Annotated in this window: 25 protein-coding genes and 1 riboswitch; of the genes, 19 read left to right on the top strand and 6 right to left on the bottom strand. The window is 54.2% G+C overall.

The features are described 5' to 3' along the window. Positions 1 to 40: 40 nt before the first annotated feature. Positions 41 to 2,353 (top strand): ATP-dependent helicase, encoded by a 2,313-nt coding sequence (locus tag Q8W32_RS01865; protein WP_305413417.1) that lies wholly within the window; start codon positions 41 to 43, stop codon positions 2,351 to 2,353. Between the two features lie 214 nt (positions 2,354 to 2,567). Next, a complete protein-coding gene (gene slyD, locus Q8W32_RS01860; RefSeq protein WP_303431410.1) occupies positions 2,568 to 3,053 on the top strand; it encodes a peptidylprolyl isomerase in 486 nt (161 codons plus the stop codon). 85 nt (positions 3,054 to 3,138) lie between these two features. Here the strand turns inward: slyD and Q8W32_RS01855 are convergent, their stop codons facing one another. Continuing rightward, a complete protein-coding gene (locus tag Q8W32_RS01855) occupies positions 3,139 to 3,990 on the bottom strand; it encodes an LEA type 2 family protein (RefSeq protein WP_305413416.1) in 852 nt (283 codons plus the stop codon). 222 nt (positions 3,991 to 4,212) lie between these two features. Here Q8W32_RS01855 and Q8W32_RS01850 point away from each other — a divergent pair, with 222 nt between their 5' ends. After that, positions 4,213 to 5,148 carry a LysR family transcriptional regulator gene (locus tag Q8W32_RS01850; RefSeq protein ID WP_303431413.1) on the top strand — a complete coding sequence of 312 codons (936 nt, stop codon included), beginning with the start codon at positions 4,213 to 4,215 and terminating at the stop codon, positions 5,146 to 5,148. Positions 5,149 to 5,170: 22 nt separating this feature from the next. On the opposite strand, the gene Q8W32_RS01845 is transcribed toward Q8W32_RS01850, so the two are convergent. After that, positions 5,171 to 6,097: a D-hexose-6-phosphate mutarotase gene (locus tag Q8W32_RS01845; protein ID WP_305413414.1), complete on the bottom strand. Its 927-nt coding sequence runs from the start codon at positions 6,095 to 6,097 to the stop codon at positions 5,171 to 5,173. 84 nt (positions 6,098 to 6,181) lie between these two features. Between Q8W32_RS01845 and Q8W32_RS01840 the strand changes: the two genes are divergently transcribed. Both Q8W32_RS01840 and Q8W32_RS01835 read left to right on the top strand, forming a co-directional pair. Next, complete coding sequence (locus Q8W32_RS01840) at positions 6,182 to 6,682, top strand: hypothetical protein (protein ID WP_305413413.1); 501 nt, start codon at positions 6,182 to 6,184, stop codon at positions 6,680 to 6,682. 132 nt (positions 6,683 to 6,814) lie between these two features. Next, positions 6,815 to 7,648 (top strand): siderophore-interacting protein, encoded by an 834-nt coding sequence (locus tag Q8W32_RS01835; RefSeq protein ID WP_303431418.1) that lies wholly within the window; start codon positions 6,815 to 6,817, stop codon positions 7,646 to 7,648. 29 nt (positions 7,649 to 7,677) lie between these two features. Here the strand turns inward: Q8W32_RS01835 and Q8W32_RS01830 are convergent, their stop codons facing one another. After that, entirely contained in the window at positions 7,678 to 8,271 is a 594-nt protein-coding gene (locus Q8W32_RS01830) for a YbhB/YbcL family Raf kinase inhibitor-like protein (protein WP_303431419.1), read from the bottom strand. Between the two features lie 301 nt (positions 8,272 to 8,572). On the opposite strand from Q8W32_RS01830, the gene Q8W32_RS01825 reads away from it, so the two are divergent. The 4 genes from Q8W32_RS01825 (at position 8,573) to Q8W32_RS01810 (ending at position 12,794) form a co-directional block, all read left to right on the top strand. Continuing rightward, complete coding sequence (locus Q8W32_RS01825; RefSeq protein ID WP_303431420.1) at positions 8,573 to 9,667, top strand: OmpA family protein; 1,095 nt, start codon at positions 8,573 to 8,575, stop codon at positions 9,665 to 9,667. Between the two features lie 362 nt (positions 9,668 to 10,029). Next, positions 10,030 to 10,566 (top strand): hypothetical protein, encoded by a 537-nt coding sequence (locus Q8W32_RS01820; protein WP_303431421.1) that lies wholly within the window; start codon positions 10,030 to 10,032, stop codon positions 10,564 to 10,566. 334 nt (positions 10,567 to 10,900) lie between these two features. Next, a complete protein-coding gene (locus tag Q8W32_RS01815) occupies positions 10,901 to 11,335 on the top strand; it encodes an energy transducer TonB (RefSeq protein ID WP_303431423.1) in 435 nt (144 codons plus the stop codon). Positions 11,336 to 11,414: 79 nt separating this feature from the next. Next, positions 11,415 to 12,794, top strand: coding sequence for a hypothetical protein (locus Q8W32_RS01810; RefSeq protein WP_305413410.1), 1,380 nt, complete (start codon positions 11,415 to 11,417; stop codon positions 12,792 to 12,794). 192 nt (positions 12,795 to 12,986) lie between these two features. On the opposite strand, the gene Q8W32_RS01805 is transcribed toward Q8W32_RS01810, so the two are convergent. Next, the gene (locus Q8W32_RS01805) at positions 12,987 to 13,472 is read right to left on the bottom strand and encodes a MaoC/PaaZ C-terminal domain-containing protein (protein ID WP_305413408.1); all 486 of its coding nucleotides are present in this window, start codon (positions 13,470 to 13,472) and stop codon (positions 12,987 to 12,989) included. Positions 13,473 to 13,638: 166 nt separating this feature from the next. Next, positions 13,639 to 14,583 carry an alpha/beta fold hydrolase gene (locus tag Q8W32_RS01800; protein WP_303431427.1) on the bottom strand — a complete coding sequence of 315 codons (945 nt, stop codon included), beginning with the start codon at positions 14,581 to 14,583 and terminating at the stop codon, positions 13,639 to 13,641. 311 nt (positions 14,584 to 14,894) lie between these two features. Here Q8W32_RS01800 and Q8W32_RS01795 point away from each other — a divergent pair, with 311 nt between their 5' ends. Continuing rightward, positions 14,895 to 16,592: an AMP-binding protein gene (locus Q8W32_RS01795; RefSeq protein WP_305413407.1), complete on the top strand. Its 1,698-nt coding sequence runs from the start codon at positions 14,895 to 14,897 to the stop codon at positions 16,590 to 16,592. Between the two features lie 110 nt (positions 16,593 to 16,702). On the opposite strand, the gene Q8W32_RS01790 is transcribed toward Q8W32_RS01795, so the two are convergent. After that, positions 16,703 to 17,515, bottom strand: a complete 813-nt coding sequence (locus Q8W32_RS01790) for a type IV pili methyl-accepting chemotaxis transducer N-terminal domain-containing protein (protein WP_303431430.1) — start codon at positions 17,513 to 17,515, stop codon at positions 16,703 to 16,705. A gap of 1,016 nt (positions 17,516 to 18,531) precedes the next feature. Beyond that, positions 18,532 to 18,682, top strand: a riboswitch (cobalamin riboswitch). Positions 18,683 to 18,840: 158 nt separating this feature from the next. Here Q8W32_RS01790 and Q8W32_RS01785 point away from each other — a divergent pair. From Q8W32_RS01785 to Q8W32_RS01745, 9 genes are read left to right on the top strand one after another with little or no spacing between them, the layout of a single operon-like run. Beyond that, a complete protein-coding gene (locus tag Q8W32_RS01785; protein WP_303431431.1) occupies positions 18,841 to 19,668 on the top strand; it encodes an ABC transporter ATP-binding protein in 828 nt (275 codons plus the stop codon). After that, complete coding sequence (locus Q8W32_RS01780) at positions 19,665 to 20,687, top strand: iron ABC transporter permease (RefSeq protein ID WP_303431432.1); 1,023 nt, start codon at positions 19,665 to 19,667, stop codon at positions 20,685 to 20,687. The genes Q8W32_RS01785 and Q8W32_RS01780 overlap by 4 nt, the downstream gene beginning before the upstream one ends. A 28-nt stretch (positions 20,688 to 20,715) precedes the next feature. Continuing rightward, positions 20,716 to 21,777, top strand: a complete 1,062-nt coding sequence (cobT, locus tag Q8W32_RS01775; protein ID WP_305413406.1) for a nicotinate-nucleotide--dimethylbenzimidazole phosphoribosyltransferase — start codon at positions 20,716 to 20,718, stop codon at positions 21,775 to 21,777. Beyond that, positions 21,777 to 22,571: an adenosylcobinamide-GDP ribazoletransferase gene (cobS, locus tag Q8W32_RS01770; protein WP_305413405.1), complete on the top strand. Its 795-nt coding sequence runs from the start codon at positions 21,777 to 21,779 to the stop codon at positions 22,569 to 22,571. The genes cobT and cobS overlap by 1 nt, the downstream gene beginning before the upstream one ends. Further along, positions 22,568 to 23,098, top strand: a complete 531-nt coding sequence (gene cobU, locus Q8W32_RS01765; RefSeq protein ID WP_305413404.1) for a bifunctional adenosylcobinamide kinase/adenosylcobinamide-phosphate guanylyltransferase — start codon at positions 22,568 to 22,570, stop codon at positions 23,096 to 23,098. Before cobS ends, cobU begins: the two co-directional genes overlap by 4 nt. Beyond that, positions 23,095 to 23,769, top strand: a complete 675-nt coding sequence (locus Q8W32_RS01760) for a histidine phosphatase family protein (RefSeq protein ID WP_305413403.1) — start codon at positions 23,095 to 23,097, stop codon at positions 23,767 to 23,769. The genes cobU and Q8W32_RS01760 overlap by 4 nt, the downstream gene beginning before the upstream one ends. Before the next feature lie 29 nt (positions 23,770 to 23,798). Further along, positions 23,799 to 25,358, top strand: coding sequence for a cobyric acid synthase (locus Q8W32_RS01755; protein WP_305413434.1), 1,560 nt, complete (start codon positions 23,799 to 23,801; stop codon positions 25,356 to 25,358). Beyond that, complete coding sequence (gene cobO / locus Q8W32_RS01750; RefSeq protein WP_370693664.1) at positions 25,355 to 25,960, top strand: cob(I)yrinic acid a,c-diamide adenosyltransferase; 606 nt, start codon at positions 25,355 to 25,357, stop codon at positions 25,958 to 25,960. The genes Q8W32_RS01755 and cobO overlap by 4 nt, the downstream gene beginning before the upstream one ends. After that, the gene (locus Q8W32_RS01745) at positions 25,957 to 26,865 is read left to right on the top strand and encodes a cobalamin-binding protein (protein ID WP_305413401.1); all 909 of its coding nucleotides are present in this window, start codon (positions 25,957 to 25,959) and stop codon (positions 26,863 to 26,865) included. Before cobO ends, Q8W32_RS01745 begins: the two co-directional genes overlap by 4 nt. The last annotated feature ends 52 nt before the right edge of the window (positions 26,866 to 26,917 follow it).

Below are 26,917 nucleotides of genomic sequence, written 5' to 3'. Positions count from 1 at the left end.
TGTTGGTCATAGCATGCCTTGGCATTGACGCGAGGGCTGAATGTCACAACTTACTGATTATCAACAACAGGTTGTTCAACACGTCGACGGCCACGCCCGAGTGGTGGCCGTTGCGGGTGCGGGTAAAACCACCACACTGACGCATTTTATTGCTGCGCGATTACAGGCCGGCGTATCGTCTCGCCGTATGCTGGTGCTGATGTATAACAAGGCGGCCCAGCAGGAGTTCCAACAGCGTTTATTTCGCCGTTTACCGGATCAAGCGGTACCGGAAGTACGCACTTTTCACTCGTTGGGATTGCGTATTTATCACAAGTTGATTGAACTGGAACAGTTGCCTGCTTTTGAGCGTAAATTGTTGGGAGATAGCGAAGTTGAAGGTCAGGTGTGGCGTTTGTTACAGCAATTGGCCGACGGCGACACCCGGCAGGAAATCCTGTCGCAACGAAAAAAATGGGTTGAGCCAGCGGTCGGTTTTATCGACCTGGTGAAATCCGGGCTGGCGCCTCCTCAGGCGGTTTATGAAGAGCTCGATTTACCCCCTCAGTGTCGTATGTTTATTGAGTTGTTTGAACGTTTTGAAGACTGGCGCAAACAGCAACGGCGTATTGGATTTTCCGACATGCTGTACGACCCGGTGATGCATCTGCGGCAAAATCCGGAAGCGGCGCGTTATTTTGGCGGCCATATGCAATGGATTCTGGTGGACGAATACCAGGATATCAACGGTATTCAGCAGCATTTGCTGGAACTGCTCCATGCTGGCCGGGGGTCGATGATGGTTATTGGTGATCCAGACCAGACGATTTATGAATTTCGTGGCTCACGGCCAGAATTTATTGTCAGTGGCTTTGCTAGCCAGTTGGGAAACGTCACTACGTATCAGTTACCGGAAACCTTTCGGTATGGACATCGGCTGTCGTTGATGGCGAATCATCTGATTCACCATAACCGGCAGCGAGACCCGGTGATGGGATTGTCCCACATATCCACTCCGGCCACCCAGGTACAGTTGCACAGCTGCTCTGCCAATGCGGAAGCGCATCAGGTTCTGACGCTGGTGCGGCAGTGCCTGGAAACCATGCCAGCCCATCAGATTGCTGTGATCCATCGTCTTTGGGCCTTGTGTGCGCCGATTGAACTGGCCTTGTTGCAGGCGGGTATTCCCTATCAGCTGGATCATTCTCTCTCGGTACTGGAGCGCTGGGAGCTGGAAATCTTCTGGCTGTTACTGGAAATTGCCGCAGGCCGTTTTGGGGATCGCAGCCGGGAGCAGCGCCGCTCGGGCTGGTTGCAGATACTGACTACGCCGTTTCCCAAGGTACGCAGGGCGGTTCTGGAAGATATGGCCGATACGCTGGCGACGCACCGCGAGCACTTTGGCATTGCGTTACAGCAAGCGATTCCCGATACCCTGAGTCACTGGCAAAAAGCGCAGCTGCACGCACGGGCCGAGGTGCTCGACAGTGCCGAGCATGTGGTGGTACCGGTGCAGCGATTGCTGAACGCTTATATCGATACGACTGAATTGGAAAAAGGCATTGAAGACAGTGCTTTTTCTGCTCAACAGGTGGAAGACCGGTTACAAACCATCCGGGCGTTTGTGCGTTTTATGGCCGACTCCGGCGTGAACTCGAACGAAGCCCTGGAATTGCTGTTGGAACTGAGGGATCGCGCCCGGGCCCAGTCCCGTGAGCGACACGCCGGGGTCAGGCTGACGTCTATCCATAAAAGCAAGGGGCTGGAATGGCCGGTGGTGATTATTCCCGGCCTGAATGGCCATTACTTCCCGTACCGGCCAGAAGGCGAATTCAGCACTCCGGCCAGCGAGGAAAGTGAGCGGCGGCTGTTGTATGTCGCCATGACCCGCGCCATTCATCAATTACATCTGCTGGTGCCACTGCGATTGGTGCCGTCATCTTCGGGGCGTAAAGGGTCAGATGAGCGCCCTTCGTTACGGGAAAAGCCCAGCCCTTTTACGAGTGAACTGAATGTCAGTCGCAGTGATCAAGTGGCCAGTGCCCTGGAGCAAGGGCAATCCCGCCTGGTGTTGGAAGGCGAGGTAGCCAGCTGGCTGCCGGCGTATCTGGCAGCACAACCGGCGCCGGTTGTGCTGGAGGTGAAGCCGTCCCGGGTACAGCCTGGGGTTCGCGGTGGTAACCGGTCGTTGCGCGATCCGGCCAAACCCACTGTGACCGGACAGCCACTGCCACGACTGGTGCATGCCCGCCTGGGAGCCGGTACGGTGATGGAGCAGGATGAACAGTATCTGATTATTCAGTTTGATGGCGAACGGACAACTCGGCGCCTGGATCGGGTATTTGCCGAGCCGCATATCCAGTGGTTGCATTGATAATCAGATCCGTCGGGTGGCGTTGCGGGCTGATGGAATCTGTGCTTTTGGCGGCCGCACCCGTCACCGACTGGCACTCAGCGGGGCAGTTGTTATACTGGGGGCCCATTTCGTAGAGAACGACTTTGGTCGCCGCTGGTTTCCAACGTCGCATCCTGTCGCCTTTGCGTAGAATTCACTGCCCTTAATCAGGGACAAAAAACGGACAATCATCATGACAATTGCCCAGCACAAAGTCGTTTCCATTCATTATAAAGTGGTTGACGTTGCTTCTGGAGAAACTATTGATTCTTCTGAAGGCGCAGCGCCAATGACTTACCTTCACGGTGCCCAGAACATCATTCCTGGCCTGGAAGCGGCGTTGGACGGCAAAAAAGTCGGCGACGAACTGGAAGTCACCGTAGAAGCCGCTAATGCTTACGGTGAATACAGCGAAGACCGTGTGCAGAAAGTTCCGCGTGATGCTTTTACCGGTGTTGATCAAATTGAACCTGGCATGGCATTTACAGCACAAACTGCACAAGGCCCGGTTAATCTGATTGTTACTGAAGTGGAAGAAGCAGAAGTAACGGTTGATGCCAACCACCCGCTGGCAGGCAAGGACCTGGCGTTCAGCGTAACGGTTGAATCCGTACGTGATGCCAGTGAAGAAGAACTGGAACATGGCCATGTACATGGCGCAGAAGGCCACCAGCACTAAGCTGATGCATTCTGCAACATAAAAACGGGCTGCCTTGGCAGCCCGTTTTGCTTTTCTGCTTTTTTCCTTCCTGGTATTGCCTGGCCTAGCGAGTCAATGCAGTCGACATGGAAAAGTCGAGCGGTTCGGGTGACCAGATCGCCAGCTCTGGCGCATAGTCCAGGGTACCGGCAACGCCGATATCAACCGCTTCCTTGCTGGTCAGCAAAGACATCAGGCTGCTGGCCATATCCGCAAAGCTCAGTGACAGTGGAATAACCAACTGCTGCTGACTGTTTTTTTCCAGGTTGGCTGGCTGCACCGAGCCGGATGCCAATGCGCTGTTGGCGGCAGTTACCTGATAATCCAGCCCTTTCAGATCAATCCCGAAGCCATTGGGGTTTTCAACATCAACGGTCAGTTGCAGCTCCATGCCACGCCAGCTCAAATCCGCAACACTGGCGCTGGCCAGGCTGATTTTAGGACGTTGCGGGATCGGCAGGGTCGTGGTGTAGCTGGCGGGCAGGCTGATGTCTCCCAGTACCGGCAAATTAAACAGCAGGGCAGTATCAATTTGACAGGTTACTTCATCCTGGTCGGCAACCGCTTTGACAGCGTTATAAAGATCGCTGTAGCTGAAGCTGATGGGGAGCTGGGTGGTTGTGGTTTCGTTGGCGCTCAGGGTGAGGTCGGTGTCAGTTTGGTTGACGGTGGCCAAAGCATGATCTTCTACCGACATGGTCATGGTCAGACCGCTGGCGGGAATTGAAAAGCTGTTCGGGTTGGTAACATCCAGCGAGACCAGCAAGTCGGCTTGTTCCAGCCCCAAGGACTGGATCGACAGGCCACTGATCGTGGCGCTGGGTTTGTCGGCGGCGGTCAAGCTCTCTTTCAGAGCGGCACAGCCACTTAGCAGAATCAGGCCAGTGGCGGTCAGCGTAGGTAAAATCGGGTTCATAGGCACTCCAGTCTGCACATATTCAAGAGGTGCAGTGTAAGGCAAACCGGCGGTTAATGCAGGATCCCGATAGCTTTATGTGCTCTGGGGTATGATCGAAAGCAAATCAGAGGCAGTGTGAATAAAAATCACCTGAAAAAATGCTGATTGTTTTGTTGATAGGCTTGGTGAATGACAACGGAGCTGCGACAATAACCGGTCATTTGCTGCCGGATTGCTGTCGTGAACCTTGATCGCATAGATTTGAACCTGCTGGTGTATCTGGATGTACTGCTGCGTGAGGGCAGTGTGACCCGGGCGGCGCAACAGCTTGGTATTACTCAGCCAGCCATGTCCAATGGTCTGCGCCGCCTGCGTGATCTGTTTAGTGATCCGTTGCTGGTGCGTACTTCCGATGGTATGACGGCAACGGAACGGGCTCGTGAGCTGCAGCCGATGATCCGCAAAGCGCTGGCGGAACTGGAAGCTGCGCTGCAACCGCTGGGCGAATTTGATGCCCACAGCAGTAATCGGGTTTTTCGCCTGATGGTCAGTGATTATGCAGAGTCAACGCTGATTCCTGAGCTGGTCAAGCGCCTGCGGGAAGTAGCCCCGAACGTGATTCTTGATGTGTTGACGCCATCGGATGTGACCTTCAAGGATGTCGAAGCGGGCAAGGTTGATATGGCCATCAACCGTTTTGATGATATGCCGCAATCGTTCCACCAGATGACGCTGTGGCAAGACGACTTTGTCTGCCTGGTGAATCATGGCCACCCGTTGGCCGAAAAATTTGATCTGGAAGCCTACGTCGCCAGTAATCATATCTGGGTGTCTAAAACCGGTATGGGCGCCGGGGTAGGGATAGACCCTGAGAAAGTGGTTCGCCTTGGTTGGGTCGATAACGCGCTGGCCAAGTTGGGTTATAAACGGCGCATTTCGGTATTTACCCGCCATTATCAAATGCCCGCCTTGCTGGCTCACAATAACGATCTGGTGGCGACCTTGCCGCGTAAAGTGGCGGATATGCAGGCGGAATCAGCATCCTTGCTGGTGGTGCCACCGCCGTTCCCAATCCCGCCATTTGAGTTGAAAATGGCCTGGTCACCGCTGGTGCAGCATCATCAGGCGCATCGCTGGTTACGTCGTATTATTGTGGATGTGGCCCAGCATTGCTGAATCACATCCGTCGCAGATAGCCTCAGACGGCGCTTAAACGCATGCTCAGGCAGTGGCTTTCCCCAGTGGCCAGATTGACCCAGTCATCGGCGGCATTGGCTGTCTCAATACAGAGCATGGTTTGCCAGGCAGCATCGTCAAACTGGCTCAGGCGTTGGGCTTTTTCAATCCAGGGGTTCCAGACAATGGTGCTGTGGCTGCCACGGCTGTGAATCAGTAACGTGCGCTGCGGTGTAACCAGACGCAAGGGCGTTGCCTGCTGCAGATAGATACGGTCGGTTTCTCCCTGGAAGACGACTGCCCCTTGTTGCTGCTTGCGTTGCCAGCCAGTCATGGTGTCAATATACGAGTGTCCTGCCAGCCCGTCGATACGGGTGGTATGGATGTCTGGTGTCGGCAAGTAGGTGTGTAACGCCTGACTGAACGCCAGGGTGGAGCGTCCGGTGTTGGTGGTGATCAACTGCATTTCCAGGCTGTCGGGGGTCATAATCCAGCGCGCTGTGAGCTCGGCGTTGCCTTGCCAGACCGACTGGATGCAATGGCTTTGGGGTAACGTCAGTTCGATTTCGATACGGTCGGCGGCTTCATACAGCCGGGACAGCGTCCAGCGATTGGTTCGGGCAAAGCCGTGAGCGGGTGGTTGTCTTCCGGCGATGGCATCCCGGACTTCGGGCGGGTTTTTATCGGCGTTGCCAAACCAGGGCCAGCAGATTGGAATACCGCCGCGCAATGAGACTCCTTGCCGGTATTCTGCGGTTGGGCTGAGCCAGATCCAGGAGGTATCGTCCGTGGGGCAAAAGGAGAGCAGTTGCGCTCCTTGTGGCAGCAGGCTGGCACTGAACCCGGGGTGTTGAATTACGATGCAGGGCAGCTCGCCGCGTTGCTCGAAATGGCAAAAGGCACTGGTTGAAAGACGTTCTTTTAATGACCGGTTCTGATGTTGGCGCATGGCTTACCTTGCAGAAATCGCTAGAATGGCGGGTTGCACCCAATAATGAGTGTGATTTCTTTCTACTGTACCGGATTATTTTGTGTGAACAAAAGCCAACTTAAGCCCTGTTTGCTGGCGCTGCTGGATCAGGAAATCGAGGTTGCCCTGGCCGCTGCCCGGACAGCCCAGGAAAGTGCCGCACATGAGGGTAACAAACCCGAAAACCAGTACGATACCCTGAGTCTGGAAGCGGCATATCTGGCTCATGGGCAGTCGGAACGTATTCTGGCGTTGCAGCAGGAGCGTATCCAGATCGCTCGTTGGGCGGTGCCGCTGTTCGGCAATGGCGAGGAAGAAGATGCACCGTTGGCGCTGGGAACTCTGATCGGGCTGGAACCCGCTGATTCGCTGGGCAGCACGACGGCAGACAGACGCCGCTGGTTTTGGCTGACCCCTGTCGGTGGCAGAACCTTGTCGCTGGAGGGCGAGACGGTGCAGTTGTTGTCGATCTCGGCGCCACTGGCCAAACGCTTGCTGACCCTGGGGCTGGAAGATGAGCTGCTGTTGGGCTCGGGTCGCTGGCGTATTGTGGTGCTGAGTTGACATTGTTGCTGTTACGGGAATCTTGGTTCTGAGAATCATTCTCGTGTTTTTCAGGCAGGGCGTTACACTGTTTGTCTGTCACCTTGGTTGGGTACACTGATCAAGTCCGTCTGTTTTTTATCTGGAGCGGTAATGTCTCGTCCTTCTCCCCGTGAATTGGTGGTTCATTCGTCATCACGCCTGACGACTAATATGCAACGGCTGGTCTTTTCCGGCGATGCGCTGGCCGATTTTCCGGTCGACAGTGCCAGTGGTTATATCAAATTGATGTTTACCGCCGATGGTCAGCCGCTGACCCCGGCAACGGCGCTGGAAGGCCAGCGGCCTCTGATGCGGACCTATACGGTGCGGGCCTTTGACCCGGACAAGTTCCAGCTTACGGTTGATTGCGCCTTGCATAACCATGGCCCCCAACCGGCAGGACCTGCCGCCAGCTGGGCTGCACGTGCCCAGCCAGGTGAGCGGATTCTGGTGGGTGGCCCAGGCCCAACCAAGCTGATTGATAACAGCGCCGACTGGTATTTCCTGGCTGGAGATATGACGGCTCTGCCAGCAATCAGCTGCAACCTCGAGCAATTGCCAGCAGAGGCTCGGGGTTATGCCGTGATTGAGATTGCCTCTGCCGAAGACCGTCAATCACTCGAATGTCCGGCCGGGGTTGAGGTGATCTGGGTAGTAGATGAAACAAGCCCGGAACTGGCGCAGGCTGAATCCATGGCAACGTCAAGCGCTCTGCTGCAGCGAGTGGTGGCGGCTGAATGGTTGCCCGGTCGTGTTGCTGTGTGGGCGGCGTGTGAGTTTCATAAAATGAAGGCATTGCGGCGGTATTTTCGGCAGCAACGCCAGACTGGGCGCAAGGAAACCTATATCAGCAGCTATTGGAAGTTGGGACGTAGCGAGGATGAGCACAAGGTCGACAAGCGTGCCGACCAGGCTCTTGTGGATGCGGCAGGCACCACACCCTGATACTTGGCCATGCGCCGTGTGAACGGTGGCTAACGGCTGTAATATAGCGTAAAGCTTGCCTTGTCGATGGCATGGGCATTCAGCATAAAGCCAATCAGCGCAGCACTGGCATCCGCCGGGATATCGAGGCTGGGCTGGTCGAGGGCAAACAGGGTAAATTGATAACGGTGGGGCTGGTCTCCCGCTGGTGGGCAAGCACCACCGTAAGCATGGCTACCGTAGTCATTACGCCCTTGCTGGGCAGAGGCCGGCATCAAAGGTGAATGCATGCTGCCAGCCCCTGCTTCCAGGGAACGACTGTCGGCAGGCAGGTTGAATACTTGCCAATGCCACCAGCCCGAGCCTGTCGGGGCGTCCGGGTCGTACAGGGTGATGGCGAAGCTTTGTGTCTCTTCCGGTGGATGAAACCACTCCAATGGCGGGGAAATATTGTCGCCGGTGCAGCCAAAACCAGAATACAGGTGTTGAATATCGAAGCGAGACTCCGGTTCTATGGTCGGGCTGCGAAAGTCAAAATGGCTGCCATCAGATCTGGCTGCCAGTGATGTTGCTGCGATGCTCAATCCGCCTATCATCGCCAGTGCTACTTTTTTCTTCTTATAGTTACTGGAATCACTCAACATGGTGTTCTCCCTTCGTTGAATCCATCGACAAGGCAATTGGCGTGCCTGTTCCTTTGATCATATGTCATCAAGCATTTACATACTATTTCGGCAAATGGCATAGACAAACTCGATTTTTTCGAAAAACAGTCTACTTTAGGAGGAGTGAAGTAAAGAAATAGCGTACGAAAGTCGCTGATTATTGTGATCGTGACAAGAATCTCAGAATAAATGACCGATTCCGCTTGAACTGTCACGTAGTATTACTAATATGCGCCATAAATTGTAAAGAACACACACATTGTTCACTTTGGAGAGAAATATGTTGACCAAACCATTATTGGTAGCCATGGCTGTTGCGAGCGCAACAATGGCACACGCCGACAAGGAAATGTACGTTACGGGTGGTATCGGATACGTTGAAAACGAAATTTATGACGAGCTGACTACCAGAACCGGTCATAACGTCAATGATTCCTGGACCAACGAAGTATCCCTGGGTTACATGGTTCTGCCTGCGCTGGCAGCAGAAGCATCCCTGACTTTCCCGTCGTTCTTGCAAGGTGATATGAAACCAGATGTATCACAGTATCAACTGAAAGGGTTGTACTTCTTTGGTGAGCGTCCCCTGAAACCTTACCTGACAGCAGGTTATGGTATCGAAATCCTTGATGTACCCCAGGATGGTGCACTCGATCGTAAAACCCATGTATTCAGCTGGGGTGGTGGTGTGCAGTATGACCTGAATGATGAGCTGTTTGGCCGTGCCGAGCTGCATATTGATGAAATGACCGATGAAGGCAATGAGCACGGTGTGTTCATGATGGAAATTGGTTATCGCTTTGGTAGTGGCATGACTCGCACCAAAGAAACCATCGTTGAAGAATTCAAGCCAGTTGAGCCTGTTGTCGTAGAGCCGGTTATCGAAGAGCCAGTCATTGAAGAACCTGTGGTTGAAGAAGTAAAACCAGTGGTGATTCCTGAGCCAGCAGATAGCGATAACGATGGGGTTATCGATGACAATGACGAGTGTATGGACACGCTTGCCGGCGCCAACGTGAATGCCAAGGGTTGTGCTGTATTTGAAGGCAATCTGCACGGTGTTAACTTTGAAAGTGGCAGCACTCGTTTGACTGCCAACGCCCGTACCATTCTGGATAACGCAGCCGCTGAACTGCGCAACTACCCGGATGCCATGGTAGAAATCGCGGCATACACAGATAGCCAGGGTGCTGAAGCATTCAACCTGCGTCTGAGCCAACAACGTGCAGACTCCGTTCGTAACTACCTGATCGGTAAAGGTCTGAGCGCGGATCAGTTGACTGCCCGTGGTTACGGTGAAGCCAGCCCGATTGCCAGCAATGTGACTGCTGCTGGTCGTGCAGAAAACCGTCGTGTTGAACTGAGCGTCAAGTAAGTCTGAAAGCACCAGTGGCACTTTGCCGCTGGTGCTTGTCTGTTTTTCTCCTGCCTGTATCCGGCCTGTTCTGGCTGCTGTTTTCCTTCTGACTGTTTTCTTGACAACGATATTGTTGCTGTTGCTGGATTCTGTTTCGCCAGATCTTCCTGTTTGTTTTGCTTTTGCTTTTATGGATCACGACAGTTGTTCGTTATTGACCGGACGTTTTCTGTGCGTTTGTGGTGGCAGGGGGTGTGCTCCGTTATGTAGCTGTGAACATTGTGAGCCAGCATTGGTGGAAATATTGACCCCCCGGAATCGTATACGCATTCTTTGCGGCGCCCGAATCCGGAAAAAACAATAACAAGACGGGGGTGACCATGTCTGATAGAGCCTTTCAGTGGGCTGGGGCAGAGTTTTGGCTGCTGGAACAAGTTCAGTTTTGTCTGCAACATCAACTGAATGCTTCACTGCAAACTTCCCACCATGGCGAAATTATTGTCGCGGGTGGTGCGCAGCGTTTTATTGAACATGATATTCCTGAGTGCGTGACCCGTCATTTCAGCCCATCCAGTAGTTTCAAGCACCGCAGCTTGTCTGCCGATGACCCGATGGCACTGCAAGCGCTGATTGGACGGCCGGTCAGGGAACTGCTCTGGCGTTGTGGCTGGCAAGCCTGGCATGGTGAGCCACTGCCTGGAGCTTGTCCTGATTGCTGTGGACGCATGGTGCTGATGCCTGATGACAGCCTGTTTGATGCGGTGGTTGAGACAGAAGGTCCTGTTATTCGGCAGCTGGCCTGGTTGTTATCGCGTCAGGCGATGACTGCTCGACAACTGGCCAACCGGTCTGGCGCGCCCGCAGCTCTGGCAGAGCGTTTTTTTGCAGCTGCAGAGTGTGCCGGGCTGTTGGAATAAATAAACCTGGCTGTTCGCTTGCTGTTCGGTATTGTTCCCGGCGCCGTAGTGAATGGCCATCCTCGCTATATTTCCCTGTTCTGTTTGTGACTTTGCTGTCAAGGTTGTAAATAACGACTGGCAGTGGTGTGTTTCCTGATGAATTTCCTCTGATAACAGCACGGTGTGAGTGCCGTTATTCATGGCGCTTGATTATCGCCGGCAGGGTAGCTCCGTGTTCTGACGACTATTACCGGCAATACCTGTGGGTGGATGTTGGGGTATTTGTTAGCATCGGCTGCGGGGTATTCGCTGGATCGACAGTAACAGATAACGGGAGTGGCAGGTGCAAGTGATGGTTAGGTATTCAGAGCGTATAACAGCGATTCTGACTCTGTTGGTTATCCTGGCAGGAAGTAGCGCTTTGGCGGGTTGCATGACCACGACGGTCAGCAGTCGATCCGGTTTTGAAGTGCCGACGGCCGGGCCTGAAACCCGTGGCATCGTACGTATGCTGTTTGCTGGTGATATTCAGCCGGCCATCCGCATTTTGCCTCACTACCCCGACAAGGAATTCAGACGTGGCAAAGAGGGGCGGGTTGTCATTGAGTTTACGATTCTGTCAAACGGCCAGGTTGGCCTGTTGCGGCTGATTGAATCCAGTGGCGAATCCTTCGCAGAAGCCGCCGGGCAATCCATGAGCAGCGTGCTGTTTCAGCCCCGATATGCGGGTCAGGTAATCAGAGTTGAAGTGCAGTTCATGATTCTCCGAACGGATACCTCAGACTAGGCTGCTTATGAACAGACACGGCCGATGGCCATTGTTTTTAACGTTATGGATTGCGTCTCTGAAGCGGTCGTTTGCCGGGATGATTGGCGTGCTGCTGGTCGGTTGCTGTGGTTATGCTTCGTGCCAGGCGGACTCAATCCGGCCACTGGATGCCAGACAACAGCAGGCCGTTACCGATGAAATCCTGATGATGTTGTACCAAGGAAAGGATAAGCAGCTACAAGCTGCCAGCGATAGCCTGTTGGCGCAAGGTCCCCGGTTAACTCCACCGCTGCAGCGGCTGGCGCAATATGCCCGTGTCCGGTTTCTACTGGCGGAAGGCCAGCCGGATAGCCTGAGTGATGCCATGGATGTGTCATCAGGAATGGCGATTACCCACGGCGACCTGGCAGAAGGCCAGTTTGGCTTGGGCCTGCTGGCCCGACTGGATGTGATCCTGGCTGCGAGACAGCTGGGCGTCAAACCGGAATTACAGGTGTTTCTGCTGCAGACTTTGCAGCAGGCACTGGCGGATGCTGGCGGAGTGACGGAGCGTGAGACATCCAATCTGATGGCTTCTGTGCAAGTCATGGTGTGGATGGCGCAGTGGCAAGCCGGTGAGACGGTCGAAATGGTGAGGTTGTCGCAGCGGATTCCCCTGGATTCTCCCTGGTATGTGACGGCTCTGGTGTTAAGGGCGGTGCAGCCTTTGCTGCCGCTTGCCAGTGGCAGCAGAGATTGGTTGCAAGCGCTCTCTGCCACCACGACTGGATGGGTCGCAGATCCGGTCAGACTGGATCTGTTCCATCTGGATCAGGCGATGTTGCAGTTGCAGGTGCTGAATACCATGGGGGGAGCGTCGATGCGGCCGGTGTTGTTGCAGGCGTTATCCTTGCGATTACAGCAGCATATTGACGCTGTGCGGCAATGGCAGCACCCCGAGCGTCTGGAGCAATTGTTACAGCACTGGTTGGGACAAGGAATGATGCCGGACAGCGCCGAAGCGGATGAACGTTTTCGTGCGTTTGTGGGGTGTCCGGCAGCCGGATTGATTGCTGCTGGGCGTCATGACAGTGGGCACTGCCAGAGTCTGCCGCTCCGTTATTTGAACCAGGCTGTACGGTCCCAGACGTTGCGTGCAGCCTGGGTCGATCGTCAGGAGTCGCAGGGGTTGCGAACACGCCTGGCAGCCCTGGCAGAGGTAACACAGCGGCTGGTGCCTGACGCTCGGGTATTGGTGGCCGGAGCGGCAGATGACAGCCGCACTGAGACGGTCAGTGAAGACAATGGCGAAGGGCTGGAGGATGAGACCCTGTTGCGTGGCAGGCAGGCGGCCTATCAGTCACAGGCAGATTACTACTATCAATTGTCACAGCGACACGTGTATCTGAGTTTGTTGGTGTACCTGGCAGAGGAGCATCAGCGTTTGGCCAGTTATCTTCAGGTTGTGCAACAACAACAGGCGGAGCTGGTACAGTAAAAATCGGAATTATACCGTTATCTTTCTGGCGCTGGTTTTGAAGTTCTTGTTTTGCTTGTTCTGCGATTATTTGTTTGTTACCCGGGATTGGGGCTATGGGGCTAAGTGCTCTGCAAAGGCATACCGGACCTGTGTGGTATGCCGATGCAGAGCGACCGCCTGTTACTGGCGGTCGGTCAAGTCAATAACCCACTATTTGCCAGCTGGCTGGGTGATGGTGATTTCTGGCAGATCCGGCATGTCGATGGTCATTTTTTCGCTTGGAGCCAGGATAAAAGCTTCTCCGGTTACGACCGCTTTATCATTCTGGTTGGTGATGGTGGTGTCGATAACAACCTGGTTACGATCCCGCTTTTCTTTTACCGTCAGTGTCACGGTGACGGTATCTCCAATCATGATCGGGCGTTTGAACTGGGCATTCTGGCCCAGATAAATTGTGCCTGGCCCTGGCAGTTCCATTCCCAGAGCGGCTGAAATCAGAGCGCCGGAGTACATGCCGTGGGCGATTTGGCCTTTGAACTGGGTGGTCGCGGCAAAAACCGGATCAAGGTGGAGAGGGTTGTGGTCACCAGAGACGATGGCAAACAGCTGCAGATCGCGCTCATCAATGGTGTGGGTGCGCTGGCAGCTGTCGCCGATGTTCAGTTCTTCGTAGGTGCGATTGGTGATGGTTTCCATGATATACATCCGATGTCAGAGGTGAAAAATGACCAGTTCTGGTCGTTGGAATATAAGTGGACGGCAAGAGTGTAACGTGAAATCCAGCGCTCAATGCACCATTCACAGGTCATTTGCCATGCTATTGATCAGGATCACTTACTGCTGTTGATCCCGGTAGAGTGGATCAACCCAAGTGGTTTTGTAGCCATGCCAGCAGGTCAGACTGCACTTGCCCGGCATTGGTTTCATTCAGCATTTCATGGCGTCCGCCAGGGTATAACAGCGTGCTGATCTGATCATGGCCGCTGCGATGTAAGGCATGGTCGAGCGCTCGGATACCTCGGCCATATTGACCGACCGGGTCCTGATCGCCAGATAACAATAAGACAGGCAGCTGCGGTGGGATCGATGCCAGTGCGTTCTCCCGGGTGATGTTTGTCAGAGCGGTGAACAGGTTTTGCCAGAAGCCGGCGCTGCAATCAAAGCCGCACAAGGGATCGGTACGGTATTGCTGGCGCTGGTTGGCGTCGCGTGTCAGCCAGTCCCAGCGGCCAGAAGCCTGTTTGATCTGCTGGTTGTATCCGGCAAAGGCCAGTGCCCCGAGTAACGCTGAGGGTTTTTCCGCGGTATGCCAGTGTGCAATGACAGAGGCAACGATGTAACCCAGTTGGCAGCGCCAGCGTGCAGGGTAACCACTGCCCGATAATACCAAGCCTGCCAGACCTTCCACAGGGTGCATCGCTGTTGTTAATACCACAAACGATCCCATGGAGTGACCCAGCAAAATAACCGGGGTCGATTCCGGCAGTGTGGCCAGAGCTATCTGGCGAGCCTGGTTGGCATCGTTGATCAGTTGTTGCCAGCCGGTGCTGGTGTGGTGATGGCCGACGGGCAGGTGGCCGAGCGGCTGACGTTCTCCATGACCTTGATGATTATGTGCCAGCACAGCGTAACCGGATGCAGCCAGTTTGCGGATCAAGGGTTGATAACGGCGCCAGTGTTCTGCCATGCCGTGATATATCTGGATCAGGGCCGTTGGCTCAGTGCCCGGCATAAACAGCTGGGCAGCAAATGTCTGACCGCTATCACTGGCTATACTGAAAGTATGCGCAGGGCTGACATCGTTCATGAAATATTCCTTTCCGTCGATAGTTGTCCCGGTTCGTGATTGTGTGGCAATCAAAAGCGGGGCGAAATGGTCGTGCAGGCGGCTGCAGGTTGTCTATATTGTACTATCCACGGGCCAGAACGGTATCGAATCGGTAATTTGGCATTGATTTGGGAAACAGTTTTTTGCCTGAAATTCAAAAGATGGTTACAATTCCAGATTCTGACTCACTAATTGTTTATGACGCGCTCCGCATTCTGAGCGTTATCGCGAAATAAACGAGCAGACAACGACGTATAAGAATAACCAATGTTGGGGTGTAAGGGGGCGGTATGAACGAGCAGTTCTTCCAGGAACGCTATCCGGAAAATTATCCAGGCACGATTGATGCCGATAAATACAATTCAGTCATCGAGCTGTTTGATCGCTTTGTGAAAAAATTTGCTGATCGTCCTGCTTTTATGTGCCTGGGACATACGCTGAGCTACCAGGACTTGGATGTATTGAGTGCACAATTTGCCAGCTATCTGCAGCATGAGCTGGGTTTGCAGCCTGGTGAACGTATTGCCATTCAATTGCCAAATATTTTGCAGTACCCCATTGTGGTTTTTGGTGCCATGCGGGCAGGGCTGGTGGTTGTGAACACCAATCCACTCTACACCGAGCGGGAAATGGAGCACCAGTTCAACGACTCTGGAGCCAAGGCGCTGGTGGTGCTGGCTAATATGGCCGACAAGGCCGAAAAGATACTCAGTGATACGGGGATCCAGCACGTTATTGTCACGGAGGTGGCCGATTTGCATCCAGGGTTAAAACGGATGCTGATCAATGGCATGGTGAAGTACGTCAAGAAACAGGTGCCGGACTATCATTTGCCCGGTGCGGTGACATTGCGGGCGGCCCTGGCGAAAGGTGCAAAGCGCCCTTGTCAGCCGTATCCGTCTGCCGGCAATGATGTGGCGGTGCTGCAATACACCGGCGGTACCACCGGGGTGGCCAAAGGCGCGATGCTGACGCACCGAAACCTGATCGCCAATATGTTGCAGTGTCATGGCTTGTTTGTGATGGCATTGGATGAAGGGGTGGAGAGGGTGGTAGCACCGCTACCGCTGTACCATATTTACGCCTTTACGGTGCATTGTATGGTGCTGCTTGAAACCGGGAACTGTTCTTTGCTGATTCCTAATCCCAGAGATATTCCAGGGTTTGTCAAAACCCTGCAGCAGCACCGGTTTTCAGCGTTTGTGGGCTTGAATACCCTGTTTGTGGCCATGTGTAATCAGGAAAAATTCCGGCAACTGGATTTTTCTGGCCTTAAATTGACGATCTCCGGTGGCATGGCGTTGACCACAACCGCTGCCGAACAATGGAAAAAAGTCACCGGTAATGATATTGCCGAGGGTTACGGCATGACAGAAACGTCACCGGTGGTGTCGTTTAATCCGCCAGGACATATCCAGCTGGGCAGTATTGGTATGCCGGTGTCGAGTACCCTCTGCATTACCGTGGATGATGATGGCCATGAGTTGCCGTTGGGAGAACGGGGCGAGTTGTGCGTTAAAGGGCCACAGGTCATGAAAGGCTACTGGAAACGGGAAGCGGCGACCGATGAGGCATTTTTGCCAGGGGCTGATGGTTTGCCTGTCCGTGAATGGCTGCGCACTGGGGATATTGCCGTGATCCAGGATGATGGCTATATGCGTATTGTGGATCGCAAGAAAGACATGATTATTGTCTCCGGCTTTAATGTGTATCCGAACGAGGTTGAAGATGTTATTGCCGATCACCCCGAGGTGATGGAAGTGGCTGCTATTGGTGTGCCGGATCTGAAAAGCTCAGAAGCCGTCAAGGTCTTTGTTGTGGTGAAGTCTGAACTCAGTGAGGCGGATTTGCGCCACTGGTGCAAAGAGCGTCTGACCAATTACAAGGTACCTAAATATGTGGAATTCCGTACTGAATTACCAAAAACCAATGTTGGTAAAATACTCCGGCGTGAGCTGAGAGCAGAAGAGCTTGCCCAGTCCCGCTGAAGAAGGTGCTCGGCTGGTATGATGGCTAACTAAAAAGCGGATAAGGGAGAAACCCTTATCCGCTTTTTTATGCGGGTCTGAGCCGCGATGGAGGCTTCAGAATGGCTGGCTCAGGACTGGTCCGGGCGTTCTTCCCCAACAATAATCGCTTCATACTGGCTGGTGATCTTATCCAGCTTTACCAGTAATGTTTCAGTCACTTCCTGAATATGTGGCACATCCTTACGCTTGTCGGCACTGTCCTGAAACAGTTTGAACGTCGCTTTGGATGCCATCCAGAAGGATGCAGCGGCTTCCAGCGATGCCGCCAGTTGTGGCGTGGTCAGACGGGAATGCATCAACTCACGCAGGGTGTGATCAAACAGCGCAATGGTGGCGTCGAGATCGTAATGGATCCAGTCGTTGTCATAGCCCCAGTAAATAGCCACACAGTTTCTGGCAATTCGTTGGGATAGCATACGCTGTCTGCCTGCGAGGTAGGCCATTTTGGCGATGTTATCGCCTTCATGTTCTGCCTTGCTGCGGGCAATATCATCACAGAGGGCGAGCAAGCGGTCATTATCTTGCATCAGGTTGCCAACCAGATTGAGGTCTGGCTGTGCCAGAATCTGGGGTTGGTGGATATCCCAAATGGCCTGCGTGTTGGCCAACAGCTTCTGCATCGCTTCGTCGTGATCTTCTTTTTTCAGTTGTTCCAGACGCTGGTTAAACAGCATGACGCTCACATCGCGCTGGCTGTGGGCCGAACGAGTACTCACCCCTGCGCCAAGCATCAGATGATCTTTCATCATCCTCTGGCTAAGCATGATCAGACTGCCTGTTATAGCCACAACACTATTGGCTCTGTTAGCGGTGTAGTTGTTCTTTTTAGGTCGTTTGATCCAGAAAAACCAGATCAACACAACAATGAAGATCAGAAGCATTTGAATTCCTCCGCGAATTCTCTTCATGTGCCGTTTGGTCTTGACTACCAGGAGGGCTGGCGTTTGCCAACCTGGAGAAATAACAGTCAGGTGGTTTGATTGCTCTACAATGCAGCAAAAAATGATCTTATCGAAGGCCTGAGTCAATGAATGATTTCATCTGAGGTCATTTCGAACGTTAACTTTTTTTGTGGCCTGCCTTCTATCGCAACATGGCGGTATAGGTCTGATTTTTTGTCTAGTACATGACCGACCCCGGCGCAAAATATCACTTTACATCAGGATGAGTAGGCCTGGATTGTTACATGCACCTGAGATGCTGGAATACCCCGGTTGTTTCTCAGGATGGATGTAATGCCTAGTCTTACATATCTTTACTGTATTTTGATGCTTGTTGTGTCTCTTGTTGGGCAATGGATTTCTTGTCAGAAACCACCTTGCCAGCGCCGATGTATCGATGCCCAAAAGAACCTTTGCTGCTTACAAGGATAGTGGAATTATTCACTGGTCGGCTTAATTTTGTACGAAATGAGTGCTGGGTCTGATTTTGTAATTATCTTTGGGTGATGTGGTATTTTTCTGCTACCAGTAGCTGTAAAGAAGCTTCAAATGTTTGTTTTTTAATTAAAATTTAATAATTTTTATATGTTTTTGTCATATTTTCAGGTTAGTCCGGCTGTTTTATACAGCATCGGAATTAACAGAGTAAGAATTATAATAAGAATAAGACGCCTTTTTGGTTGGTGTTGTCTCGATGTGGGTGTTTTCTGTTGCTGTACTGAGAAGGCAGGGAAATCCTGCCGTGATTGGCGCGGACTGTTTGTGACGAAGCAAGGCGGGATGACCGGTTGCGTCATGAACTGTCAGTGTTGACTGCTATGAGGCGATGTGACGCGCATCGCCATAATGAGTGGTAATGCTGTGACAGGTGATGACAGGTGATGCTGCAAGTGGATGGTAGCTGGCTGAACCCCTGAATCGATTCGCTATCGTATGGTTTTTGCTTTGCTGATATAGTCCGGCGCTATCAAACAGGTGTTGGGCTGCTCTGACGGCTTAACGTAATTGGGAATCCGGTGTGAGTCCGGAACTGTACCCGCAACTGTAATTCTGTGGCCGTGATGGGCCAGGAAAAGTCAGATACCTCCCTGGAATGGTTCTCTGCCCTGTCTCGACTAACGTCGTGTACGGGTGAATGAATGATTCAGTCTCTTGAATTTTGTTCGTGCGGGAAGACACGAACCATCTCCTTTCCCTGTGGATGCACATGTCGGCACGGTGTTGATGGTCTTGCTTCGTACGGCTTACTTTTGTCGGATATCTCCATGGTTGGTTGTTCCGGTCTGGCGGTCAATAAGCTGGTGCTCACGATTGATCAACAGCCGATTCTGAAACAGATCTCTTTTGCGTTAAAGCGTGGCTCGGTACTGGGCGTGCTGGGCCCTAACGGGGCGGGCAAAACCAGTTTGCTGCTGGCGTTGTCCGGTCAGTTGTCTGGTGCCGGTACTGTGTGCTGGCGTGACCAATTGGTCGCGGATTACCGCTTGAGTCAACGGGCGCGGCGGATTGCTGTTGTGCATCAGCTTAATGATACGGTGTTTGCGCTCAGCCTGCGGCAAATGGTACGCATGGGATTATTGCCGCATCAGTCCTGGTTGGGGCGACAGACCCAGGAGGACGACCAATGTATCGAACAAGCGTTAGATCGTGTTGGTCTGGCGACAAAAGCCGATCAGGTGTTTGCCTCTTTGTCTGGTGGCGAACAGCAGCGCGGCTTGATTGCCCGGGCACTGGTGCAACGGGCAGAACTGATTGTTCTCGATGAACCGGTCAATCATCTGGATGTGTATTACCAGCACGATGTGCTGGCTTTGCTGGGGCAATTGGCTCGGGATAACGGCCTGACCGTGGTGATGAGTTTGCACGATCTTAATCTGTCGGCACATTACTGCGACCAGTTGTTGTTATTGGATCATGGCGAACAAGTGGCTTATGGCACACCGTCGCAGGTATTGGAGCCTGGGCGTTTGCAGCAGGTATTTCGTTTGCCTTGTGCGGTACGTCACGATGCCGGAGCGTTGCGGGTCGATTTTTCACCACCAGCACCGATGGCTCAGACCGTCGCACCGACGGGGCAGGATCAAGCCATATGAGATATCGCTGGATAATCCTGATCGCGGTGGCGTTGTTGTCGCCGTTGGCGGCGTTGTTTTTTGGGTCTGCCGACCTGCCTTTTAATACCGTTTGGCGTTGTCTCGCCGGTTTGCCGGTCGATCCTCTGGACCAATTGATCTTTACTGACCTGCGGTTGCCGCGGGTTGCTGCAGGCGTATTGGTTGGTGCTGGATTGGCCATTGCCGGTGCCTCATTACAGAACGTAACCCGTAACGGCCTTGCTGATCCTTATCTGTTTGGTGTAGTCGCCGGTGCCGGCTTGGGGGCCAGTGTGGTCACCGTGTTGATGGGTACGATGCTGTCACAGCAGCCGTTGCTGGCCTGGCTGCTGGGCTGGTTGCCGGTCGGCACGGCCTTGCCGTTGGCCGCGTTTGGTGGTGCCTTGTTTGCGGTGATGCTGGTTCAGGTTCTGGCTATTACTTCGTTCGCCCGCAGTTCCGAGCAGTTGTTGTTGGGCGGGGTGGCGATTTCGTTGATGCTGGGTTCACTCACCCATTTTATTCTGTTTATCGGTGAGCCTTTTGCTGCCAACAAGGTGCTGTTCTGGCTGATGGGCAGCCTGGGGCGGGTTGAAAGCAGTCAATTATGGCTGTTGTTCCCTGTGGTGTTGGTCAGCAGTGGTGTACTGCTGCTGCTTGGGCGTCATTTTGATGCCATGTTGCTGGGGGATGACAACGCTCGCACGCTGGGAGTGGATGCCGTACGCCTACGGGCGCTGGCACTGGTGATCTGTGCTGCCTTGACCGCTGCAGTCGTGGCGTATTGTGGTGGTATCGGTTTTGTTGGCCTGATGATTCCCCATATTGTGCGACGCTGGCTGGGCGTTACGACCCGAACGCTGATCGCAGGCTGTTTGTTGCTCGGCAGTACCTTTCTGGTTTGGGTGGATGTGATTGCCCGTTCGGCAGTCGCCAGCCAGGAAATTCCCATCGGTATTATTACCTCTGCTTTGGGCAGCGTCTTTTTTCTGTTGGTTATGCGTCAGCGGCTGGCCTGATCAGAACTGACTGGAGTTTCGTTTATTTATGCATACGGTTTCTTTTGATATTCCAGCACTCGGACAGGCTGGTCAGGCGCAGATACAACAACGGATTGATCAGAAAACCAAACCTCCGGGGGCGTTGGGGGCGTTGGAAGTACTGGCCGCCCAACTGGCCCAGATCCAGCAACTGGATGGCGGCGACGAGGAAATCCGGATCACCCGGCCAACCATGCTGGTGTTTGCTGCTGACCATGGTATTGCTCGTCATCCCGTCAGTATTGCCCCTCAGGCTGTTACCAGACAAATGGTGCTGAATTTTCTGGCTGGTGGGGCGGCTATCAACTGCTTTTGTCAATCCAGTGATATGGCCTTGCAAGTGATTGATGCCGGAGTGATTCAGCCGCTGGAAGCTGATCATCGGTCACTGTTACGGCGTCGGGTTGGCCTGGGTAGTGCCGATTTTTCGGCCCAGCCAGCCATGACGGCAGAGCAGTACCAGCGCGCGTTATACCTGGGTGCAGACGTGGCCCGCGAGGTGATTGCCCAAGGCAGTAATGTGCTGGGGCTGGGTGAGATGGGTATTGGGAATACCAGCTCCGCCTCCGCGTTACTGGCACTGGCAGAAAACCTGGCAGTCGAGCAAGTCATTGGCCGGGGGACGGGCATTAATGATGATCAGCTGTTGCTCAAGAGTGAACTGGTGGGCCGGGGTGTGCAGCGGGTTCGGGCAGCGTATGCCGATGCCAGTCCGGCGGTTGCATTGCAGGAAGTGGGTGGTTTTGAAATCGTCCAGATCGTTGGAGCCATACTGGCGGCGGCGGCGCAACGGACGGTCATTCTGGTGGATGGCTTTATTGTCACGGTTGCAGCGCTACTGGCCTGTCGGATGGAACCCGGCTGTCGGGACTATATGGTGTTCTGCCATCATTCTGCGGAACCGGCACATCGTTTGGCGCTGCAGGCCCTGGAAGCCAACCCCTTGCTGGATCTTGGGCTGAGACTGGGAGAAGGCACCGGCGCCGCTTTGGCATTACCCTTGTTGCGGGCCGCGGCAGGTTTTTATAACCAGATGGCCAGCTTTGCCAGCGCCGGGGTCGAGGTCTGATGTCGAGTCTTCTGATGCAGTTACGCCAGCATTGGCAGTTATTACAGTTGGCAATCGGGTTTTTGACCCGATTGCCAATGAGTAGTCAGTTGCTATATAGCCCTGACAGAATGCACAGTGCCTTGGGTTACTTTCCGTTGGTGGGGTGGCTGCTGGGGTTGTTATTGATGCCGGTGTATCTGCTGGCAGAAGCCGGGTTAGGTATGGCTCCAGCGGTATGTGTGCTGTTGATAACCAGCCTGTTATTGACCGGTGCCTTGCACGAAGATGGCCTGGCGGATTGTTTTGATGGCTTTTATGGGGGCCTGGATCAGCCTCACAAACTCCGTATTCTCAAAGACAGCCGACTGGGCACGTATGGCAGCAGTGCGCTGTTGTTGGCGTTGCTGTTCAAGTACCTGTTGCTGGTCGCCCTGGCAGAACAGGGCGAATTGCTACTGGCGTTATTGATTGGTTATCCCTTGTCGCGGGCGATGGCGATTACCCATGCCCAGGATTTGCCGTATGTATCGGCACCGGGAACCAGTAAAAGCGACCCACTGGCGCACCCCATGAACACCGCCTTGTTGATGCAGGTACTGGTGACGGGAGCGGCGGGACTGCTGTGGTTGCCGTTCTGGTCGGCATGGGTGCTGGTGATTGCAGTTGTGGTCATGCGATGGTGGCTGAAACGTTGGATGAGCAAACATCTGTACGGTTTTACGGGAGATAGCCTCGGTGCTGCCCAGCAATTGCAGGAGTTGCTGATTTATAGCGTTTTGCTGGCCCTTGCGAATGGCGGGCAACTGGCATGATTCATTTGATACTGGGAGGCGCTCGCTCGGGCAAATCCCGCTACGGCCTGTCTGTTGCCAATGATCTGGCAGCCCGGCAACAGGTGAACAAATATTTTGTCGCCACTGCCACGTCATTCGACGATGAAATGCAGCATCGGATTGAGCGGCACCAGCAGGAGCGAGGAAAGGATTGGCCGCTGGCCGAAGTCCCGCTGGCGTTGCCTGAGTATTTGGCGCAGCAGTCCGGCCCGGGTGTGATGCTGGTGGACTGCCTGACGTTATGGCTAAACAACCAGTTTTATCATTTTCCTGAGCAGGATTTCCCCGCCTTGTTTCAGTCGTTGACCGAGGCATTACAACAGTGCCCGTTGGATGTGGTGCTGATTGCCAATGAAATCGGTTTGGGCGTGATACCGGCTGGCGATGTCAGTCGAAGGTTTGTCGATCAGGCCGGCTGGCTAAATCAGGCAGTGGCGGCAATCGCCGACCGGGTCACGCTGGTAGTGGCTGGTATTCCCGTGATTGTAAAGGAGGTGCAAGCATGACAACCGATATAACAACAGGCGATACGATTATTGACCTGGTTCGACACGGTGCCGTGGACGGTGAGGCGGCCTTGTATGGCCGTTTTGATATCGCACTCAGCCCCGTCGGTTGGCGGCAGCTGGAACAGGCATTGGCCGCGATTACTGCTGCGGATACAAGCATAGACGCGATCATTAGCTCTCCACTACAGCGATGTCAGGCGTTTGCTGCTCACTGGGCGCAACAACAAGGAATGGCGCTGGATATTGTTCCGGCGTTGCGGGAGTACGATTTTGGCGATTGGGACGGCATTCCATTTACCACCCTGTTTGGTCCCCCGGAAGATAACCCGGATGGCTGGAGCGAACTGGAAGCCTTTGCCCAGTTTCCGGCCGGAAATCCACCACCGGGAGGCGAACGCATCGAACAGGTGTACGAACGGGTGGTACAGGGCTGGCAGCAAATAACGGAGCAGCATGGGGGGCAGCATGTGGTAGTGATGTGCCACGGTGCTGTGATTCGCCTGATTCTGGGTTACTTGCTACCGGTCGACTGGCGGGATGGCAACTGGTATTCCTCGCTGGCGATTCATTATGGCAGTCGCACCCGTATCCGCCTTTCGCCGCACCTTGACGTGGCACCGGTGGTGGAGTGTATCGGCTGGTTGCCTGCAGGCAGTGAGCCGTGCTGAATCATACCTGGCGATCCCCGGACACACTGATGGTGCAAGGCACCACCTCGGATGCCGGTAAAAGCTTGCTGGTGGCGGGCCTGTGCCGTTGTTTCCACAACCTTGGTATCGCGGTGGCGCCGTTCAAACCACAAAATATGGCTCTGAACAGTGCCGTGACCGCGTCCGGGGGTGAAATTGGCCGGGCTCAGGCACTCCAGGCCAAAGCCGCACGACTGGTACCCCATGTCGATATGAATCCGGTGCTGCTCAAACCCCATTCAGACACCGGAGCCCAGGTCATTATTCATGGCAAGGCCATTACCGATATGGAAGCCGCGGCCTATCACGATTACAAGACCACCGCGATGACCGCGGTACTGGCATCCCACCAGCGCTTGCAGCAGCAGTACGAACTGATTGTGGTGGAAGGGGCGGGCAGTCCGGCAGAAATCAATTTGCGCGACCGGGATATTGCCAATATGGGGTTCGCTGAAGCCGTTGACTGCCCGGTGATTATTATTGCCGATATTGATCGGGGCGGCGTGTTTGCCCAGCTGGTGGGGACATTGGAGCTGTTATCTGAGACCGAACAGCAGCGGGTGGTGGGCTTTGTGATCAACAGGTTTCGCGGAGATATCGGGTTGTTGCAACCGGGCCTGGACTGGCTGCAACAACGCACGGGCAAACCGGTGCTGGGTGTCTTGCCTTACCTTATGAACCTTGGTGCTGCGGCAGAAGATGCCATCGACACCGAGCAGCAACTTGATCACACCGACATTCGCTTGCGGGTACGAGTGCCGGTGCTGTCGCGTATCAGTAATCACACCGATTTTGACATGCTGCGCCAGCACCCCCAGGTAGACTTTGCTTATGTCGGGCCAGGGCAGCCATTAACTGGCGCTGATCTGATTATTTTGCCCGGCAGTAAAAACGTCCGGGCCGAACTGGACCTGTTACGTAAGGGGCGTTGGGCCGGCGATATCGCCCGCCATCTGCGATATGGCGGCAAGGTGATGGGTATTTGTGCAGGCTATCAGCTGTTAGGGGAAGCCATTCATGATCCCGAAGGTGTCGAAGGCCCGGAGGGCAGTGCAACAGGCCTGGGTTATCTGCCGATTGCAACACGGCTGTTCCCGGACAAATCCCTCACCAACGATCATGGCCAGTTGCTGTTGTATGACGACCATCACCAGATTGTAGCGCCGCCGATGCGGGTGCCAGTGACCGGTTATCAAATACACGTCGGACAGAGTCATTATCTTGAGCCATCGACGGCCCGGCCATTTGCACAACTGGATTCCGGCAAGAACCAACTGGACGGCTGTTATAGCGCCGACGATCAGGTGGCTGGAACCTATCTGCATGGGGTTTTTGATACGCCATCTGCCTTGCAGTTCATTCTGGCCTGGGCCGGTGCCAGCACTGACCGGATTGACGATTATCAGCAACAACAGGAGCAGGCGCTGGATCGTATTGCCGCTGCCTGTGCCGAACATCTTGATATCCCGGCGTTGCTGGCGTTTAGCTCGGCATCCAGGCCCCAAGTACCCACTCAAGAAAACAGCCAAGAAAACAGCCATCATCCACTATCAGGGAGCAACCCGTGAGCCAGCCACTCGATAAAAATGCAGCACACAAAGCCAAAATGCAGCAACAGCAAGCCACCGTCGCCGAACGGGTCAAGGCTGCACAGGAAAAACGCGGCACACTGATCGTGATCACCGGTAATGGCAAGGGCAAGTCCACGTCCGGCTTTGGCACCATTGTGCGGGCACTGGGCTACGACTATAAAACAGCCGTTGTACAGTACGTTAAAGGCACCTGGCCCTGTGGCGAACGAGATCTGCTACAACAACTGGGGGTGCCGTTTCATGTGATGGGGACCGGGTTTACCTGGGATACTCAGGATCGGGAAAAAGACATTGCCGCGGCACAAGAAGCCTGGGCGGCCAGCAAGGTATTTCTGGCGGACCCGGATATTCATGTGCTGTTGCTAGATGAACTGACCTATATGCTCAGTTTCGAGTACCTGGATATTGACGAGGTTCTCGACGCTCTGGCCAATCGTCCGGTTGAACAAACCGTGGTGATTACCGGTCGGGATGCGCATCCCCGGTTGATTGAACTGGCCGATACCGTCAGTGAAGTACAGCCGGTCAAACATGCGTTTGACGCCGGTATCAAGGCCCGTAAAGGAGTCGATTGGTGAGGTTGGTTCATGGTATTGGCGGGCTCTGGCTGGCCACGGTCTTGGCGGTGCAGACCGCACCCGCCATGTCAGCCGGGACAGCACCTCAAGCTGCTTCGGTGACGCCTGCCACTGCTGTGGCCGCCGACCGCCAGCGGTTGCGTATTATTGCGCTGGCGCCACATATCGTAGAGCTGCTTTATGCCATTGGTGCCGGTGAACAGATTATCGGCACCACCGAATACGCCAACTACCCTGAGGCGGCCAATCACATTCCCCGAGTGGGGTCGTACGCTGGTTTGCAGATTGAAAAAATCCTGCAAATGAAACCGGATCTGATCATCGTCTGGGGCACCGGGAACCCGTTACCGGATCTGGAGCGACTGCAGCACTATGGTCTGCCCGTGGTGTATTCCGATGTAACCCGGCTGGATGATGTGGCCAGCGAGTTGCGCCACTTTGGCCAGCTCACCGGCCATGAAAAGCGTGCCGAGCAGCAAGCGCTGGCGTATGAGCAACGCTTGCAGCAATTACGCCATCGCTTTGCAGGTAAAGCTCCGGTGCGCGTGTTTTACGAACTCTGGTCGCGACCGCTGACCACGGTGGCGGGTAACGCCTGGCCACAGCAACAGTTGATCCTGTGCGGTGCACACAACCCTTTTGCCAGTCTGGATCAGGATTACCCCGGTGTTGGTCTGGAACAGGTGATTGTGTCGGCTCCGGAAGTCATTATCCAGCCAAGCCACAATACAAACGACAACAGCAATATTGACGCTGATGCGGTTAACTGGAGTCGCTGGCCAACTATTCCAGCGGTGAAAAACCAGCAAATGATTCATCCGAATGCCGACAAGTTACACCGCATGACGCCACGGGCGCTGGATGAAATTCAAGTGCTGTGTGAACAGATCGATCGTGCCCGATAAAACCGTCGGCATAAAAACACTTTTTCGTGATGACAGGCCTGATCACGGCCTG

This window comes from Oceanobacter sp. 3_MG-2023, assembly GCF_030688925.1.
GTDB lineage: Bacteria > Pseudomonadota > Gammaproteobacteria > Pseudomonadales > Oceanobacteraceae > Oceanobacter.
Note: the sequence above shows the minus strand (reverse complement) of the source record. Positions and strands in the feature narration are given on the sequence as shown.